This window comes from Pedobacter psychrophilus, assembly GCF_001652725.1.
Lineage (GTDB): Bacteria > Bacteroidota > Bacteroidia > Sphingobacteriales > Sphingobacteriaceae > Pseudopedobacter > Pseudopedobacter psychrophilus.
In genome coordinates, this window is sequence record NZ_LWHJ01000022.1 from 13,621 (window position 1) to 30,471 (window position 16,851).

The 16,851-nt window shown below is 32.7% G+C and carries 17 protein-coding genes; 6 read left to right on the forward strand and 11 right to left on the reverse strand.

Annotation, left to right across the window (positions count from 1 at the left end; translation table 11 throughout):
* The first annotated feature begins 158 nt into the window (after positions 1-158).
* Together A5893_RS17655 and A5893_RS05080 are read left to right on the forward strand one after the other, a co-directional pair.
* Entirely contained in the window at positions 159-335 is a 177-nt protein-coding gene (locus A5893_RS17655) for a hypothetical protein (RefSeq protein WP_157687472.1), read from the forward strand.
* Between the two features lie 108 nt (positions 336-443).
* On the forward strand, positions 444-2,138 hold the full coding sequence (locus A5893_RS05080) for a sodium:solute symporter (RefSeq protein WP_068821484.1): 1,695 nt from the start codon (positions 444-446) through the stop codon (positions 2,136-2,138).
* 548 nt (positions 2,139-2,686) lie between these two features.
* On the opposite strand, the gene A5893_RS18010 is transcribed toward A5893_RS05080, so the two are convergent.
* The 5 genes from A5893_RS18010 to A5893_RS05105 all read right to left on the reverse strand — a co-directional run bounded on the left by A5893_RS18010 (position 2,687) and on the right by A5893_RS05105 (position 6,263).
* Positions 2,687-3,544 carry an FKBP-type peptidyl-prolyl cis-trans isomerase gene (locus A5893_RS18010; protein WP_232456805.1) on the reverse strand — a complete coding sequence of 286 codons (858 nt, stop codon included), beginning with the start codon at positions 3,542-3,544 and terminating at the stop codon, positions 2,687-2,689.
* 2 nt (positions 3,545-3,546) lie between these two features.
* Positions 3,547-4,029 carry an FKBP-type peptidyl-prolyl cis-trans isomerase gene (locus A5893_RS05090; RefSeq protein WP_068821485.1) on the reverse strand — a complete coding sequence of 161 codons (483 nt, stop codon included), beginning with the start codon at positions 4,027-4,029 and terminating at the stop codon, positions 3,547-3,549.
* Between the two features lie 186 nt (positions 4,030-4,215).
* The gene (locus A5893_RS05095) at positions 4,216-4,911 is read right to left on the reverse strand and encodes an SGNH/GDSL hydrolase family protein (protein ID WP_082911338.1); all 696 of its coding nucleotides are present in this window, start codon (positions 4,909-4,911) and stop codon (positions 4,216-4,218) included.
* A gap of 6 nt (positions 4,912-4,917) precedes the next feature.
* The gene (gene lipB, locus A5893_RS05100) at positions 4,918-5,622 is read right to left on the reverse strand and encodes a lipoyl(octanoyl) transferase LipB (protein ID WP_068822085.1); all 705 of its coding nucleotides are present in this window, start codon (positions 5,620-5,622) and stop codon (positions 4,918-4,920) included.
* A gap of 2 nt (positions 5,623-5,624) precedes the next feature.
* On the reverse strand, positions 5,625-6,263 hold the full coding sequence (locus tag A5893_RS05105) for a 4'-phosphopantetheinyl transferase family protein (RefSeq protein WP_068821486.1): 639 nt from the start codon (positions 6,261-6,263) through the stop codon (positions 5,625-5,627).
* Positions 6,264-6,335: 72 nt separating this feature from the next.
* Between A5893_RS05105 and dcd the strand changes: the two genes are divergently transcribed.
* The 3 genes from dcd to A5893_RS05120 all read left to right on the forward strand — a co-directional run bounded on the left by dcd (position 6,336) and on the right by A5893_RS05120 (position 10,421).
* Complete coding sequence (gene dcd, locus A5893_RS05110) at positions 6,336-6,872, forward strand: dCTP deaminase (RefSeq protein WP_068821487.1); 537 nt, start codon at positions 6,336-6,338, stop codon at positions 6,870-6,872.
* 78 nt (positions 6,873-6,950) lie between these two features.
* Positions 6,951-9,647, forward strand: a complete 2,697-nt coding sequence (locus A5893_RS05115; protein WP_068821488.1) for a TonB-dependent receptor plug domain-containing protein — start codon at positions 6,951-6,953, stop codon at positions 9,645-9,647.
* 9 nt (positions 9,648-9,656) lie between these two features.
* The gene (locus A5893_RS05120) at positions 9,657-10,421 is read left to right on the forward strand and encodes an enoyl-CoA hydratase/isomerase family protein (protein ID WP_068821489.1); all 765 of its coding nucleotides are present in this window, start codon (positions 9,657-9,659) and stop codon (positions 10,419-10,421) included.
* A 22-nt stretch (positions 10,422-10,443) separates the two neighbouring features.
* Here the strand turns inward: A5893_RS05120 and A5893_RS05125 are convergent, their stop codons facing one another.
* Together A5893_RS05125 and A5893_RS05130 are read right to left on the reverse strand one after the other, a co-directional pair.
* Positions 10,444-10,857, reverse strand: coding sequence for a c-type cytochrome (locus tag A5893_RS05125; protein ID WP_068821490.1), 414 nt, complete (start codon positions 10,855-10,857; stop codon positions 10,444-10,446).
* Positions 10,858-10,881: 24 nt separating this feature from the next.
* Positions 10,882-12,147, reverse strand: a complete 1,266-nt coding sequence (locus tag A5893_RS05130) for a PQQ-dependent sugar dehydrogenase (RefSeq protein ID WP_068822086.1) — start codon at positions 12,145-12,147, stop codon at positions 10,882-10,884.
* A 399-nt stretch (positions 12,148-12,546) separates the two neighbouring features.
* Here A5893_RS05130 and argH point away from each other — a divergent pair, with 399 nt between their 5' ends.
* On the forward strand, positions 12,547-13,878 hold the full coding sequence (argH, locus tag A5893_RS05135; protein WP_068821491.1) for an argininosuccinate lyase: 1,332 nt from the start codon (positions 12,547-12,549) through the stop codon (positions 13,876-13,878).
* A gap of 152 nt (positions 13,879-14,030) precedes the next feature.
* Here argH and A5893_RS05140 read toward each other — a convergent pair whose 3' ends face one another.
* The 4 genes from A5893_RS05140 to A5893_RS05155 form a co-directional block, all read right to left on the reverse strand.
* A complete protein-coding gene (locus A5893_RS05140) occupies positions 14,031-14,471 on the reverse strand; it encodes an RrF2 family transcriptional regulator (RefSeq protein WP_068821492.1) in 441 nt (146 codons plus the stop codon).
* A 112-nt stretch (positions 14,472-14,583) separates the two neighbouring features.
* Positions 14,584-14,997 carry an OsmC family protein gene (locus tag A5893_RS05145; RefSeq protein ID WP_068821493.1) on the reverse strand — a complete coding sequence of 138 codons (414 nt, stop codon included), beginning with the start codon at positions 14,995-14,997 and terminating at the stop codon, positions 14,584-14,586.
* 152 nt (positions 14,998-15,149) lie between these two features.
* Positions 15,150-16,319, reverse strand: coding sequence for a trans-sulfuration enzyme family protein (locus A5893_RS05150; protein ID WP_068821494.1), 1,170 nt, complete (start codon positions 16,317-16,319; stop codon positions 15,150-15,152).
* Positions 16,320-16,461: 142 nt separating this feature from the next.
* Complete coding sequence (locus A5893_RS05155) at positions 16,462-16,839, reverse strand: four helix bundle protein (RefSeq protein ID WP_068821495.1); 378 nt, start codon at positions 16,837-16,839, stop codon at positions 16,462-16,464.
* Between the last annotated feature and the right edge of the window lie 12 nt (positions 16,840-16,851).

Sequence of the window (16,851 nt, forward strand, 5' to 3'; positions counted from 1 at the left end):
TGTTTGATATTTGAATCATTCATCTTTAAAGATATTTATTCAATCCTTCAAAATTCATTCCTTCAGTAATTATTTTATTCAATCCTTCAAAATTCATTCCTTCAATCATTAAACAGAATAAATATTTTGATTAAATTTGCACAAAAGGATAAAACACTATGGAAGATAAAATAGATTTTCAAGACTACAATTGGGTATATTATGTTATTGGTTTAGTTTGTGGTGCTTTAACGGGTTTGGCAGTTGGCCAAGTGATTATTGGGGCAATATTAGGCTTGTTAACTGGCGGACTTTTCCAGTATTTGATTAATAAAAGCCGTGAAGGAGTTCAGTAAGCAAGAACTTCCACCGTTTATAAAGAGTTGGAACCAATTTTACTTGATTGTTTTATGTTGGTTAGTTGTACTCATCTTAATTTTTAGCTTAATTACTTACCGTTTTTCATGAGTTGGATAGACTGGATTGTACTTTCTTGTACCATTTTGTTTATCGTGATTTATGGAATTTATAAAAGTCGGGGTCAAAAAAATATAGACGGTTATTTACTTGGCGACCGTTCTATGCCTTGGTATAGCGTGGGTTTATCTGTTATGGCAACCCAGGCAAGTGCCATCACTTTCCTTTCTGCTCCGGGTTTGGCTTATGCCGATGGAATGCGATTTGTGCAGTTTTACTTTGGGCTGCCGCTTGCCATGATTATCCTCTGCATCACCTTTGTCCCTATTTACCATAAACTTAAAGTTTATACCGCTTACGAGTTTTTAGAACAACGGTTCGATTTAAAAACCAGGGCGTTAACAGCTTTTTTGTTTTTAATTCAACGCGGACTTTCTACAGGGATTACAATTTATGCACCTTCCATTATTTTATCAACCATCTTAAACATCGATACCACTTATACCACCTTATTTATAGGCAGCGTAGTAGTTTTATATACGGTTTATGGAGGCACAAAAGCAGTTTCTTATACCCAAATGCTGCAAATGAGCATTATATTTTCAGGGTTATTTTTTGCCGGGTTTGTAGTGGTTAGTATATTGCCACAAAATGTTTTTTTTGTAAAAGCTTTAGATATTGCCGGCAAAATGGACAAAATGAACGTAATAGACTGGACCTTTGATTTAGATAATAAATACACCGTTTGGACAGGAATTATTGGAGGTTTGTTTTTACAATTATCTTATTTCGGTACCGATCAATCTCAGGTTGGGCGTTACTTAACAGGGAGTTCTGTTGGGCAAAGTAGAATAGGTTTATTGATGAACGCCATGTTAAAAATACCCATGCAGTTTTTAATTTTATTAATTGGGATATTGGTTTTCGCGTTTTATCAATATGAAAAACCACCTGTTTTTTTTAATAGCGTAGAGTTAAATAAGATTGAAAATTCTAGCTATAAAGCAGAGTTTAAAGAAAAGCAAAAAAGTTTTGATCTGGCTTTCACCGATAAAAAGACAAAAGTAATCGCTTTAGAATATGCGCTTAGCAACAAAAAAAATGTTGCAGATGCGAGTGCTGAGGTTAAAGAAGCTAATAACAACCTTCAGCTAAAAAGGGCCGAAGCTTTGGCTGTGATGAAAAAGAATGACAAAGATGCCGATTTAGACGATACCAATTATGTTTTTCTTTCTTTCGTTACCAAATATCTTCCTAAAGGATTAGTTGGGTTATTGATAGCTATTGTTTGCATGGCTTCTATGGGTTCTACTGCGAGCGCATTAAATTCTCTGGCTTCTACAACTTCCGTAGATATTTATAAAAGACTCATTAATAAAACAGGAAGCGACTCAAAATACTTGAACATCAGTAAACTCACCACATTGTTTTGGGGAATCGTTAGCATTACCATGGCTCTTTTTGCCAGTAAATTAGGAAATTTATTAGAGGCCGTGAATATATTAGGTTCTTTATTTTATGGTACTATCTTAGGTGTTTTCTTAGTTGCTTTTTACGTAAAATTTGTTGGAGGGAAAGCTGTTTTTTATGCTGCCTTATTAACAGAAGTCTTTGTTTTTATAGCCTATAAATTTGATTGGATGGCTTATTTGTGGTTAAATTTATTTGGGTGTGTTTTGGTGATTGGATTTGGGTTGGTTTTGGAAAGGGTTTTGGGGAAATTTGATACTGATAAAGCTTAACATTGAAAAATTGAGCAAAATTTTATAATATAGACTAAAAGAATTATTTTTTATTAACACAAAGTCTCTATAACCTCTTTCCACCTCGGTCTGTGTCCTCACAGACAGAATTTAACTGATATATCCATGAGCTTAGAGAGTTGCTTTAATATCATGTTTATATATTCTTAACCAAACAAAAATTAAGTAACCTTTAGTTACGAATTTCGGTCTGTGAGGACACAGACGAGGATAAAAAACTTGAAGATTTGTTTCTAAATCATGTTTATATATTCTTAACCAAACAAAAATTAAGTATCCTTTAGTTAAGAATTTCGGTCTGTGAGGACACAGACCGAGGACAAAAAACTTGAAAATTTTTTCTAAATATCATGTTTATACATTCTTAACCAAACAAAAATTAAATAGTCAAATAGTTTGGAATTTCATTCTGTGAGGACACAGACCGAGGATAAAATATTGAAATTCGCAATTAAAAAAATTATTAAAACAAAAAAGCCCTAGATTCTTAGAATCTAGGGCTTTCATGAAAATTAATCAAAAAATTATTAATTGGTTACCTCAACCAATTCAATATCAAAATCTAAAATAGAATTTGCTGGAATACTATTTTGTGCCGAAGAACCATAAGCTAACCTTGAAGGAATAAATAATCTAATTTTTCCTCCAGATTTAATAAATGGTAATCCAATTTGCCAACCCTGAATAACACTACTTAAAGCAATGGTTAAAGGGTTTGCGCTTGTTGCCTGATCAAATATTGCACCTGTTAACAATCTACCTGTATAAACTGCTTTAATAGTTGAAGTTGATAAAACAGCATTTCCAGTTCCAGGTGTGATAATTTGATAATATAAACCACTCGCAGCGTCTTTTGTAGCTGTGATTTTATTTGTGGCTAAAAAATCTTTAATTAAATTATCTTCATAAGCTGGTCTGTCTGCATCATTAGCAACTGTAATTTTAGTATCTAATATCGCATTTCCTGGAATACTACTTCCAGAACCATCTTTACCAAAAGCTAAATAAGATGGAGTTAAGATTCTTAAAACAGCACCCTTATTAACCCTTATCATAGTTTGACGCCATGAGATTGGAGTGATATAACCCACATAATTACCAATAGGTGTATAGATTGAGTTTTCAAAATTTACGCTTTCATTAATAGAAGTGGTTTTTTGAGAAAAAATTACCGAAGTAGAATATTTAATCTGTTCACCAGTACCAGGACTTAATACTTGATAGTAAAAGCCTGATGTATCTTTGCTAAATCCTGTAAGGTTATTATTCTTAATAAAGGCTTGAATCTCTTGATCTTCTATTGTTTTTAAATCCCTAGTCTCTTTTTCGCAAGAGTTTAGTAAAACTAAAGCCAAAAGCATAATGCCTAAATATTTTTTTATCATTTTTATTGAACGTTAATTAATTCTATGTCGAAATCTAATATAGAGTTTGCCCCTATAGAACCATTAGCAGATGGTCCATAAGCATATCCACTTGGTATTATTAATCTTATTTTACCACCTTTTTGTATTAGAGGAACACCAATTTGCCAGCCTGTTATAACGCCTCCTAAAGCTGTTTTAAAATTAGGTTTACCTACAGAACTATCAAAAGTTGCCCCATTTAATAATCTACCAGTGTAAATAGTTTCGATTTGAGTGTTAATGGTATAAGTAGTGTTACCAGAACCTGGCTGTATAATTTGATAAAACAAACCAGAGGCATCTTTAATTGCTGGGATTTTATTATCTGTTATAAATTTCCTGATGATAACAGTGTCTTTTGCTAATTGTGCTTTTGCTTCTGCAAAGGGGTCGGTATTATCTCCTTTGATACAAGAACCTAAACCTAAAACAGCAATAAATAATATGATAATGTAATTCTTCATTTTTTTAATAATTTGCAAATTTATCTTTCTTTTTAGTAAAACCTAAACATTAACGTTTTTTAACGAAAAAGTATAAGTTTTATGTTAAAGGTTACGATGATTTACATTAAAGCGATACGCTTTTTGATAAATTACATATTGATGTTACAATGCAGAGTATTAAAATTCAGTTGAGCTAAATCCCTTTTATTGCAGACTTTTAATTTGTTTTACTAAATCGTTTACCCAAAGCTGGTACATTTTTGCAGATGGATGTAAACCATCATCAGCGATAAGAGAATTATCAGTTTTTGCAAGTCGAGAGATTGGTGTAATATCTAAATAATTAGCATTAAAGCTTTTGGTAATTTCTTGTGCAATTTGATTGTATTGATCTATTTCGTTTCCAATTTTTTCGCTATCGCTGTTTTGTGCAAATGGCGTAACTCCATAATCAGGTATGGAAACCACAAAAACCTTTTGAGGATTATTTTCTGCTTTATTAATTGCAATCTCTATTAATTGCTTAAATTCTAATCTATATTCTTCAATATCGTAACCTCTATATTGATTATTTACACCAATTAAAAGCGTCACAAAATCATATTTATTCTTTAATTCTGTTGATTTAATTGCAGAAATCAATTCGTCGGTTGTCCAACCTGTTTTAGCTACAATTTTAGGTTGTTCAATTAAAGTGCTATCATTTTTTAATGAAGCAGCTAATTGATTAGGAAAATTTTTATCCAAATCTACTGATTCGCCAATGGTATATGAATCGCCTAAAGCTAAATATGTGTAGGTTTTCAAGTTTTTATTTTCAGCGTAATCTATTTGGTTCGATTTTACTTTACAAGCATTTATTACAGTAAAAAGGGCAATTGCAAAAATGGTAAATTTCATGTTCTTTTATTTGGTGATATTCATACCAAAAAGAACGGAAATATGGTTTTTTAAGTTTTCTTTAACTTCCTCTATATTCACTATTTTGCCCAATTCTCTCTGCAAGGAAGTGACATCTTTATCATCAATACCACAAGGCACAATATTTTTAAAATAATCTAAATCTGTGTTTACATTAAATGCAAAACCATGCATAGTAACCCAACGACTACATCTTACACCCATTGCACAAATTTTACGAGCTTTTTCGTTATCAGCATCTATCCAAACGCCGGTATAACCTGCATATCTTCCGGCTTCAATCCCATAATCTTTTAAAGTCAAGATAACGGCTTCTTCTAATGTGCGCAGATACAGATGGATATCAGTAAAAAAATGGTCTAAATCTAAGATGGGATAACCAACAATTTGCCCAGGACCATGATAGGTAATATCACCACCTCGGTTTATTTTATAATAAGTAGCATCTTTATCTTTTAATTGATGATCGTTTAATAACAGATTTTCTGGTTTGCCGCTTTTCCCTGAAGTATAAACGTGAGGATGCTCCACAAAAATCAGAAAGTTTTCAGTTTGGATTTGGTTTTCTGGCTCATTACGGTTTTTGGTTTTAATGGCTACTGTTGATGAAAAAATCTCCTCCTGCTTATCCCAAGCTTGTTGATAATCCACCAAACCCCAATCCTGATATTTAACTGTTGTGTTTTTCATCTTCATTTACAAACATAACCCAACATATAATTATCTACTTTCTTATAATTAACGGTATAAGTATCTATAGAATTATCTTTTTCAATAGTTGCGCTCAAATCGCCGTAAGGCAAATAATTAAAAGGTTTTATATGGATATGATCTTTAAAAGAAGTTTCTTTTTTACCGTTTAATTTATATAATGCTTCTTTTGCACACCAATAAATGTATAATTTTTCAATTCTATCTTTATTATCAATAGCGTCGAGTTCTTTTAAATTCAAAAACTTGTTTTGTACCCGTTCAATTTTATTTTTGATAATTTCTATATCTATACCTACCTTTTTTGTTTTGCTAATCATTACAGCAGCATAATCATAAGAATGGCTTAAAGAGATGTGATAAGGATGGTTTATTAGTATAGGCTTGCCATTTTCATCCGCCCTGCAATCTATATATTCGTTGGTGTTTAGCATTTTTCTTAACAAAACCCTGGTTGCCAACCAATGCAAATTTCTTTTTCCTTTACTTAAAGAATTTAAATGTGATAATTCATGTGTTTTAAGTTGTAATCTTGATTCTAAATCAATACTAGATTCTGTAATTTGCCACAGACCTATTGAAGTGTCCTGATCAATATTATCATGAAACGAAACGGGCATTTTTAAATATATAAATTCTCTGCAAAATTATTTTAAATAAATCATAATTTAGACAAAACCAAAAATTTAACAATGATATTATCAGATCAACTCATTTTAAAGGAAATAGATGCAGGAACAATTGTAATAGAACCATTTAAAAGAGAATGTCTAGGAACAAATTCTTATGATGTGCACCTAGGAAAGCATTTAGCCTGTTATAAAAGCAGGGAACTAGATGCGAAAAAACATAATGAAATTGATCATTTTGAAATACCAAAAGATGGATTTGTGCTGCAGCCCAACACTTTATATTTAGGCGTAACGTTAGAATATACCGAAACGCATAAACATGTTCCCTTTTTAGAAGGAAAATCTAGTACTGGGCGTTTGGGTATTGATATACATGCAACAGCTGGCAAAGGTGATGTTGGCTTTTGTAACACCTGGACATTAGAGATTTCTGCTACACAACCAGTTAAAATTTATGCGGGGATGCCAATTGGACAATTGATTTATTTTGTTGTAGAGGGCGATGTAGAAACTATGTACAACACCAAATCAGATGCAAAATATAATAACAAAACCACAAAACCTGTAGAAAGTATGATGTGGAAAAATCAATTTTAAAAAAATAAACCTCAAACTTTTTGGGGGTTTATTTTTTATGATATTAATCCTTTTTAACGTTTGTCTATCTAAGAATTTATGAAAAACAGAAAAATAATATTTTCAACTTTAGCTATTGCTTTTATTGGTTTTGTTGGCTTTATAGCCGATGATGATTTACTTAAAAAAGCGCTAGAAAGTTTTCAAAAATACCAAGAAACAAACATCCAGGAAAAGGTTTATATCCATACAGATAAACCATATTATGCCATAGGCGATGAAATTTGGTTTAAAGCTTACGTGGTTGATGCCCAAACATTAACACCAACTTCTCAAAGTAATATTTTATATGTTGATTTGATTAACGGACGTGATTCTGTTAAGAAAACGCTTAGAATCCCGTTGGTTGCAGGTTTTGGTAACGGTAATTTCGAATTAAAAGATTCATTGCAAGAAGGTAATTATAGAATAAGAGCCTATACCAATTGGATGAGAAACTTTGGAGATACTTTTTATTTTGATAGAACTGTTAAAATTGGGAATGCCTGGACAAACCAATTGATTACTAAAACAGATTATACTTATACCAAAGAAGGAAATAACGAAAAAGTAGCTGCAAAAATAAATTTTAGTAATATAGATGGTTTCCCTTATGCCAATAAAGAAGTAAGCTACCAAGTAGAGATTGATTTCAGGAATATTGCAAAAGGTAAGGCGATTACTGATGCAGATGGAAACATTAATATTCAATTTACCAATGATAAACCTTTTTTAGCGAAAGATGGCAGGATTTCCACCTCGTTAAAAATCGCCGAAAATACGATAGTAAATAAATACATTCCGATAATTAGTACCAGTAACCAAGTTGATGTTCAGTTTTTTCCTGAAGGGGGAGACATGATAAATAATGTGAGGGGAAGAGTTGCTTTTAAAGCTTTAGGTGCCGATGGTTTGGGACAAAAAATATCAGGATATATTGCTGATAGTAATGGAGAAAAATTAGCAAATTTTGAAAGTAGGAATGTTGGGATGGGTTATTTTAGTATAACACCTATAGAAGGCAAAACCTATTATGCTATGGTCAAATTTGAAGATGGTTCAGAAAAAAAAATCAATTTACCATTAAACAAAGCAGAAGGAATTTCTTTGGGTTTGGTAAATAACATAGCAGATAGTTTAATAGTTAAAGTAGCGGCTAACCAAAATTTTGCTTCAAAAAATCAAGGTAAAAGCTTTACTGTTATTGCACAAAATTCTGGTAAGGTTATTTATACAGCCAAAACAAACCTTAATGGAGTAGCATTTGCGGCAAAATTAGCAAAAGATAGATTTCCGTCTGGGATTACCCAGTTTACATTGTTTGATGAAAATATGCTCCCTATTTCAGAGAGATTATCATTTATGCTACCTAAAAATGTTTTGTCGTTAACAGTTAAGCCAGATAAAGAAACCTATACGAAAAGAGAAAAAACCAATTTGAATATTAAAGCTTTAGACCCATATGGTAAACCAATTATTGGCTCTTTTTCTATGGCCATAACTGACGAATCAAAAGTGCCAGTAACAGAAGACGAAGAACACACTATTTTCACCGATTTATTGCTGACATCAGATATTAAAGGATATGTAGAAAATCCAAATTATTATTTTCATGATGTAACCGAACAAAAAATAATTGATTTAGATATTTTAATGATGACGCAAGGTTGGAGGCGTTTCAACTGGACAAATATCATCAATAATGTTAGCCCATCTTTATCATTTAAGCCAGAAAAAACGCTGTTTGTTAGTGGGAAAGTAACTCAAGGTAAAAAACCGGTAGTTGGTGGTACTGTAACTTTATTCTCATCATCAGGAACTTCATTTTTGATACAACAGAAAACCGATGCTAATGGAGAATTCAAAATAGACAGTCTTTATTTTCCTGACAGTACAAAATTTGTAATTCAGGCTAGAAATGAAAAAGGGAAGAAAGGCGTTGATATTGAGCTTTATAATAATGCCCCACAAATTGTTACTAAAAACGCAAACCTTCCAGATTTAACCATAAACATTAACGGTTCAATGGAGGCTTATCTTAAAAACAGTAAAAACCAATACGAAGAATGGTTAAAGAATGGAATTGTGAATAGATCAATTTTATTGGGTGAAGTAAAAGTAGTAGATACAAAACCATTGGTAGAAAAATCTGATAATTTAAACGGGGCAGGGAATGCAGATCGGGTTTTAACAGAGAGAGATTTTCAAAATGCTTTTTCTGTAGAACAAGCATTGCAGGGAAGGGTAGCTGGTTTGCAAATTATTAATGGAATTGCTTATATAAGAAACCAACCAGCTCAAATCATTTTAGATGGCATATACGTAGAACCAGATTTTTTAAACACGATTGTTGTACAAGATATAAAAACTATAGAAATACTTAAAAGTATTGGCTACACAGCAATTTATGGAAGCAGAGGCGGTGGCGGAGTAATCATTATTACCACAAAAAGAGGCGAACCAGGTTATGTAAGCAATACCTACGCACCTGGAATAGTAACTTATTCGCCAATTGGCATCTTTCAACCAAAGCAATTTTATTCTCCAAACTACGCAGATCCTAAAATAAATGCTGCTGTCGCTGATTTAAGAACGACTATTTATTGGAATCCAAGAGTAATAACAGATTCAACCGGAACGGCAAATGTTAATTTCTATAATGCGGATGGTACAGGGAATTATAAAATAATTTTAGAAGGGATGGATTTAAATGGACATATTGGTAGGAATGTAAGCCGTTATAAAGTAAATCCATAATATATCTTAATGAATACGCTACAAATAACCACTCAAGATCGTGTTGCTATTATTGCTTTAAATAATGGTAGTTCTAATACTATTAATGCAGAAATGCTCTCCGAATTAAAAAAAATTATAAAGAGTATTGAAAGCGATGATAATATAAAAGGTGTTATTTTAACAGGCAAAAAAGGTTTTTTTAGTGCTGGGTTAGATTTAATTGAACTTTACGATTATGATGAAAATCAAATCAAGCAATTTTGGATAGACTTTCTTGATCTAGTTGCAATACTTACCAAATTTAAAAAACCAATGGTAGCTGCAATAAGTGGGCATAGCCCTGCTGGTGGCTGTGTGTTAAGCATTTGCTGCGATTATAGGGTAATGGCAGAGGGAAAATATATTATAGGTTTAAACGAGGTGCCTGTTGGTATCATAGTACCAGATAGTATTTTTGAACTGTATGCTTTTTGGATTGGTAAAGCCAATGCTTATCGCAATTTATTAGAAGGAAAACTAATGGGTTTTGAAGAAGCTAGAAATATTGGTTTAATAGATGAAAGCGCTCCAATAGAATCTTTAATGACTATTGCTCAAAAGAAAATGAACACTTACATTCAGTTTGATGCTACTACGTGGCAAGAAAGCAAAATGAATATGAGAAGGGATTTAATCGCTAAAGTTTCTCAAGACCAAACTGCTACGCTAGAAAAAATGCTTAATCAATGGTGGTCGCCAAGTACAAGATCAATTTTAAAAACAATCATAGGAAATTTACAAGCTAAGAAATAAATTTAGCTTGTAAATTTTAAATCTATTTCTTAGCCCTAACCGCCTTTACTTCTGCTGCAGAAACAGCGCTTGCTTTATTCCCAAAGCTATTGCGTACATAAGTTAAAACATCTGAAATCTGTTGGTCTGATAAATGGCTAACAGCAGGCATTGGGTTGGTATATTTATCCCCATCTATCACAATAGGTTTATTTAATCCTTTTAATAAAATATTTATCAATTGAGTTTTATCTCCTAAAACATAAGTTGTTTCAATTAAAGGAGGATTCATATTCATTACTCCGCCGCCATCTGCTTGATGGCAAGGCAAGCAATATTGCGTATATACCGCTTTACCTTTTAATAAAGAAGGGGAAGAAGGACTGCCTTTTTTAAATTGAGCATTAGTACTGCCAACATATAATAAAAATCCCAGGATAAAAATTAATTTCTTCATTTATTTTAATTAATGAGTTCAGTTTTATTGATTGTAGCTTATCTTATATACGCTGCCTTTTACATCATCAGTAACAAATAATGAGCCATCAGGTCCTTGGGCTAAACCACAAGGACGATGTTGAGCTTGTCTTGTAGAATTTATCACTTCAACTCCAGCAAAACCTTTTGCAAAAACTTCCCAATCGCCAGAAGGTTTCCCATCTTTAAAAGGAACAAATGCCACATAATATCCTTCTTGAGGTAATGGAGAGCGATTCCAAGAGCCATGAAATGCTATAAATGCCCCATTTTTATATTTTTCTGGAAATTGATTTCCTGTGTAAAATAATAATCCGTTTGGCGCCATGTGACCCGGAAAAGCAACTGTGGGATTTATAAATTTACTGTCTGCTTCTTTTTTGCCATCACCACCATATTCTGGAGCTAATATTTTCTTTTTCTGGATTTGGTCATAATACATATATGGCCATCCAGCATTGTCGCCTTTTTTAATTTGATATAAACATTCGGCAGGTAAATCTGCAGATTGTTTTTCTGTATAAAGTTTTGGCCAGGAAGAATTTAAATTATCTCTTCCATGCTGCATCACAAAAAGACTATTAGTGGCATTATTCCAATCTAAGCCCACCACATTTCTTAATCCGGTAGCATAATGTTCGCCATTATTGTAAGATTGGTTTAGTTTGTCTGCTTTAAATTTCCATATTCCACCTGCCGAATCTAAAATTGGGCAACCAACCATTCCTGGAGATTCTAAACTTCTATCTTTTACCTGACAAGAATTTGAGTATGCACCTATGTTAACGTAAACATTATCTTGATTATCAACGACTAAAGATTTTGTTTCATGTTGATTTTTAGCAATTAAACCAGTTATAATTTTCTCTGGATTATTTGGGTCTATAACCCTTTCCTCCTTGTCTAATTTAAACCTAAAAACTTCTTCATTAGACGATGCATATAAATATCCATTTTTAATATAAATTCCTGTCCCAGAAAAATCACCAAAGCTAAATTTCACTTCAAATTTACCGTCCTTATCATCATCAGTTAAAAATAAAGTTCCCTTTCCATCAACTAGTTTGGCTAATCTTACATAAACCTCCCCATTTTTATTAATGGCAATATGTCTAGCTCTTCCAATGTTTTCAGAAATTGTAGCTGCAGAAAACCCAGCTGGTAAGGTCAAACCGGCGTTTTCAATATCATCTTTTCTATCTGTAAAAGAATAAGACATCAATATAACCGCTGCTATTAATGAGAAAATTTTATAATTAGGTTTTTTCATTTCAAATAAGTTTAAATCTAAATGTACATATAGAGGTTTAAAAACGGAAGTAAATTTTTTGATATAAAGCAAGTCAAATATCATTAAAATGATAGAAAGATAAATGATTTGGGCGTTTTGACGGGCTTTACACTGTATCTTTTCTTCGCCAAAAAAGGCGAAAAAAAGGATGCCGTTTCAATCCCTAACGCACATATAAATCTTGAAAAAGAATCTGAATCCCGATTTACAGGATTTAAAGATTTACATAATTAAAACACAAATGAATTTACATTTAATTCTGTGATTCATCTAACCGACTATTTTTTAACTACTGTTCAACATCTTCGTTTCCTATGTTTTTATAATACCTGTTCAACAATCTCAAAAAGTTTATATTTGCACAAAACCACCATCAGCATGAAACTTTGGCAAAAAGAAACTTCTACTAATAAACAAGTTGAAACTTTTACAGTTGGACAAGACCGTGAAATGGATCTTTTTTTAGCCGAATTTGATGTATTGGGTTCTTTAGCGCATACACAAATGTTAGAAAGCATTGGTTTATTGGACAAAATCGATTTAACTGCTATTCAAAAAGAGCTTAAAAATATTTATCAAGAAATACAAGAGGGTAAGTTTACAATTGAAGATGGGATAGAAGATGTCCACTCACAAGTAGAAATGCTATTGACCCAAAGAATTGGCGAGGCAGGAAAGAAAATCCATAGTGGTCGTTCTCGTAACGATCAAGTTTTAGTGGATCTAAAGCTTTTTTTTAGGAGTCAAATCCAAGAAATGGTAATTTCTGTAGATGAACTTTTTACATTATTGTTTCAACTCGCCGAAGAACATAAAAACAAATTAATGCCTGGTTATACACATTTGCAAATTGCTATGCCATCCTCTTTTGGATTATGGTTTGGTGCTTACGCAGAAAGTTTAATTGATGATTTAGAACTTTTATTAGCGAGTTATAAGATCTGTAATAAAAACCCATTAGGTTCTGCTGCTGGCTATGGTTCTTCCTTTCCTTTAAACCGCACCATGACAACCAATTTATTAGGTTTTGATAATTTAAATTATAATGTGGTTTATGCCCAAATGGGTCGTGGAAAAACCGAGCGGATTTTATCCCAAGCCATGTCTTCTGTTGCAGCAACATTAAATAAAATGGCTATGGACGCTTGTTTATTCATGAACCAAAATTTCGGATTTATTTCTTTTCCTGATGAATTGACAACAGGCAGCAGCATCATGCCACACAAAAAAAATCCAGATGTTTGGGAACTCATTCGAGGTAGAACAAATCAATTACAGGCTTTGCCAAATCAAATTATGATGTTAACCACCAATTTACCTTCTGGTTATCATCGTGATATGCAGTTGCAAAAAGAGACTTTATTTCCAGCTTTTCAAAGTTTAATGGCTTGTTTGGATATGACTATACTGATGTTAAAAAACATCAAAATAAAAGACAAAATCCTTGACGATCCAAAATACAAACACCTTTTTTCTGTAGAAGAAGTAAATAAATTGGTTTTAGCCGGAACACCTTTTAGAGAAGCTTACAAAAAAGTGGGGATGGATATTGAAGCAGGTAATTTTGATGGAAATTATGAAATCAATCACACCCACGAAGGCAGTATCGGAAATCTAAATTTAAAAGAAGTCAATAAAATGATGGAAGTAATAATAGGTCAATTTAATTTTGAAAAGGTAGAGAAGGCTTTAAGGAATTTAGTTGAATAATTATTCTTAAAATGTATTATCCTTTAAACCTTAATTTTTCTTAATGCCTTAATAGTAGTAGAATAAAACATGAAGAAATTAAGATTCATTAAGTGTGTCAAATCGACGTATTTCTTCTGCTAAATCAGCGAAATCTGCGGGAGATAAAACTTCTAACTTAAAACCTCACTCAAATTCTTCTCCTTAGAAATCAAGTCGGCAATGGTAGTCTCTGTCAGGATTTTTAAAGTAGCATCTCTCACACTTCTGAAAGTATCACGAATGCCACAAGTTTCTTCATCCCTACATTCCTCACATTTCTGATAGAAATTTAAACTTACACAAGGCAATTGTGCAATTGGTCCACCTGTTAAACGCATCACTTGCACTAAATTAATTTCTTGTGGATCTTTCAATAAAGAATAACCTCCTCCAGCACCTTTTTTACTGAACAAAAAACCAGCATTGCGCATTTCCAAAAGAATTTGTTCCAAAAATTTTTTCGGGATGTTTTCTTTTTGTGAGATGGAAAGAATGTTCATGGCTTCGCCACCAAAGTTTTCTCCCAATGCAATCAATGCCCTAATGGCGTATTTTGTCTTTTTAGATAACAAGTTTTTTAATATTGAATGAAAGAATTTTGAATGATTGAATAAATGATAATATTGAAGAATGAATTTGAATTATAGATTATTTCACAAATTTTTAAAACCTAAAACCTAAAACCTAACCAATTTCCAAAGTATAACTCACTTCTACTCCGCCGCCAACCAACATATCATGAACTGAGCAGTATTTTTTAACGGCTAACTCTGCTGCTTTTTCTGCTTTGTCTTTATCAATGTTTCCCTTTAACCGGAATAAGATATGAATTTTTGTAAAAATAGTTGGAATTTCTTCTCTTCTTTCTCCATCAACTTCCACAAAAAAGTCAGTGATTTCTTGACGTTGTTTCTTTAGGATGGTAATTAAATCCAAAGAACTGCAAGAACCCAAAGCCATCAAAACCAATTCCATTGGGCGTACGCCTAAACCCTGGCCGCCAATTGCTTCAGAACCATCGATAAGAACTTTCACATTTCCGCTGCCTTTAGCTTCAAAATGTACAGCGTCGTTTAATCTATTTAGTTCTATTTTCATTTTTTTAGATTTGAGTATTGAGATGTGAGATATGAGAATCTGCAAGCTCAAATATTATTGTATTCTTATTACTTATTAAACGCACTATAAATAAATTTTCATTGTTCAGATTCAATAAGCCTAACAACCTAACCAACCAACAACCTAACTATCTATCTTGATTTCTCTAAAGCCCCAACAACATCTTGAATAATATCGTCTAAATTTTCTAATCCAATAGAAAGCCTGATAGAACCAGGAAAAATCCCAATTTTTGCTCTTTCTTCTTCGGTTAATTTAGAATGTGTAGTTGATGCAGGATGCGTTGCGATACTTCTGCTGTCTCCTAAGTTGGAAGTTATTAAAAGCATTTCTAAAGCATCCAAAAATCTTTTTGCTCTTTCAAAACCACCTTTAATGATGAAGGTTACAATTCCGCCACCTTGCTTCATTTGCTTTTTTGCCAATTCATATTGAGGATGAGATTTCAAATGCGGGTAACGCACTACTTCAACTTCCTCATGTTGCTCTAAAATCTCGGCAACAGCCAAAGCGCTAGAACAATGTCTATCCATACGAATTGGCAATGTTTCTAAACTCTTACTCAATAACCAAGCATTAAAAGCCGACATTGCCGGCCCTGTATGACGGATGAAAAACATCAATTCTTTCATTAAATCAGCCCTTCCACAAACCAATCCTCCCAAAACACGACCTTGCCCATCCATATATTTTGTCGCCGAATGGCTGACGATATCAACACCATAAGCAATTGGCTTTTGCAGATAAGGAGTTGCAAAACAGTTGTCTACATTGATAATGATTTGAGGATATTTCTCTTTGATTTTACACAACCATTGCAAATCAACCAATTCTAAACCAGGATTTGAAGGCGTTTCCAAGAAAATCATTTTGGTATTTGGCAAAATCGCTTTCTCTAAACTATCAGGATCGGCAGCATCCACGTAAGTATGATTAATACCCCAGCGAGGAAATAAAGTCGTCAATAATTGATGCGTAGATCCAAAAATAGAACGGAAAGCCACAATGTGGTCTCCAGATTTTAGCAAACCTGCAAAAGAAGCAAAAACCGCCGCCATACCGCTAGCAAATGCTAAACCAGCATCAGCGCCTTCCATTTCACAAACTTTATCAATAAACTCAGTCGTGTTTGGGTTAGAATATCTGCTATAAATTATACCTTCTTCTTCATCAGCAAAAACAGCCCTGCCTTGCTCCGCATCATCAAAAATGAAACTTGAAGTAAGATATAGCGGAACAGAATGTTCCCTATTTTGAGTTCGATTTGCTTGTATACGTATAAGTTTAGATTCCTCTTTCATTTTTTTAGTTCATTTAGTTCAATAGTTGAACTAGTTTCATTAAGTACCTGCATAATAATTAAAAAGTTCGTTAGGTATTCGTCATTAGTGTTTTCACGATGGCAATCAAGTTCATCAAACAGAATCCTATTTTGATAATTGTCTAAATTTCTTGTTTCTTTTTACCTATGTAACTGATATAAGCATTTAACATTTTATGTATTTGGTCAATTTCGTTTATCAATTGGTCTGCTTTTTCTCTATTTATCAACTCTCTGTTTTTACATTTATGGATAAATCCTTTTGTTTCAAGCAAAGAACCTCGACTGTAATAACAAAAGTTTTTATTTTCTTTATAATGAAAACGTCCATAACCTTCGGCAATGTTTGCATCTATTGAATCAGCTGCCCTAACTAATTGTTTCCCGATGGTGTCTCTAACAAAAAAATCTTTCCAAAGCCCAACTTCTTTCCAAACTTCATCAGATAAAGCAAAAGCTCTTTTATAAACTTCTAAATCTTCAAGACTATTAAAGCTCATAATTTTAATTGA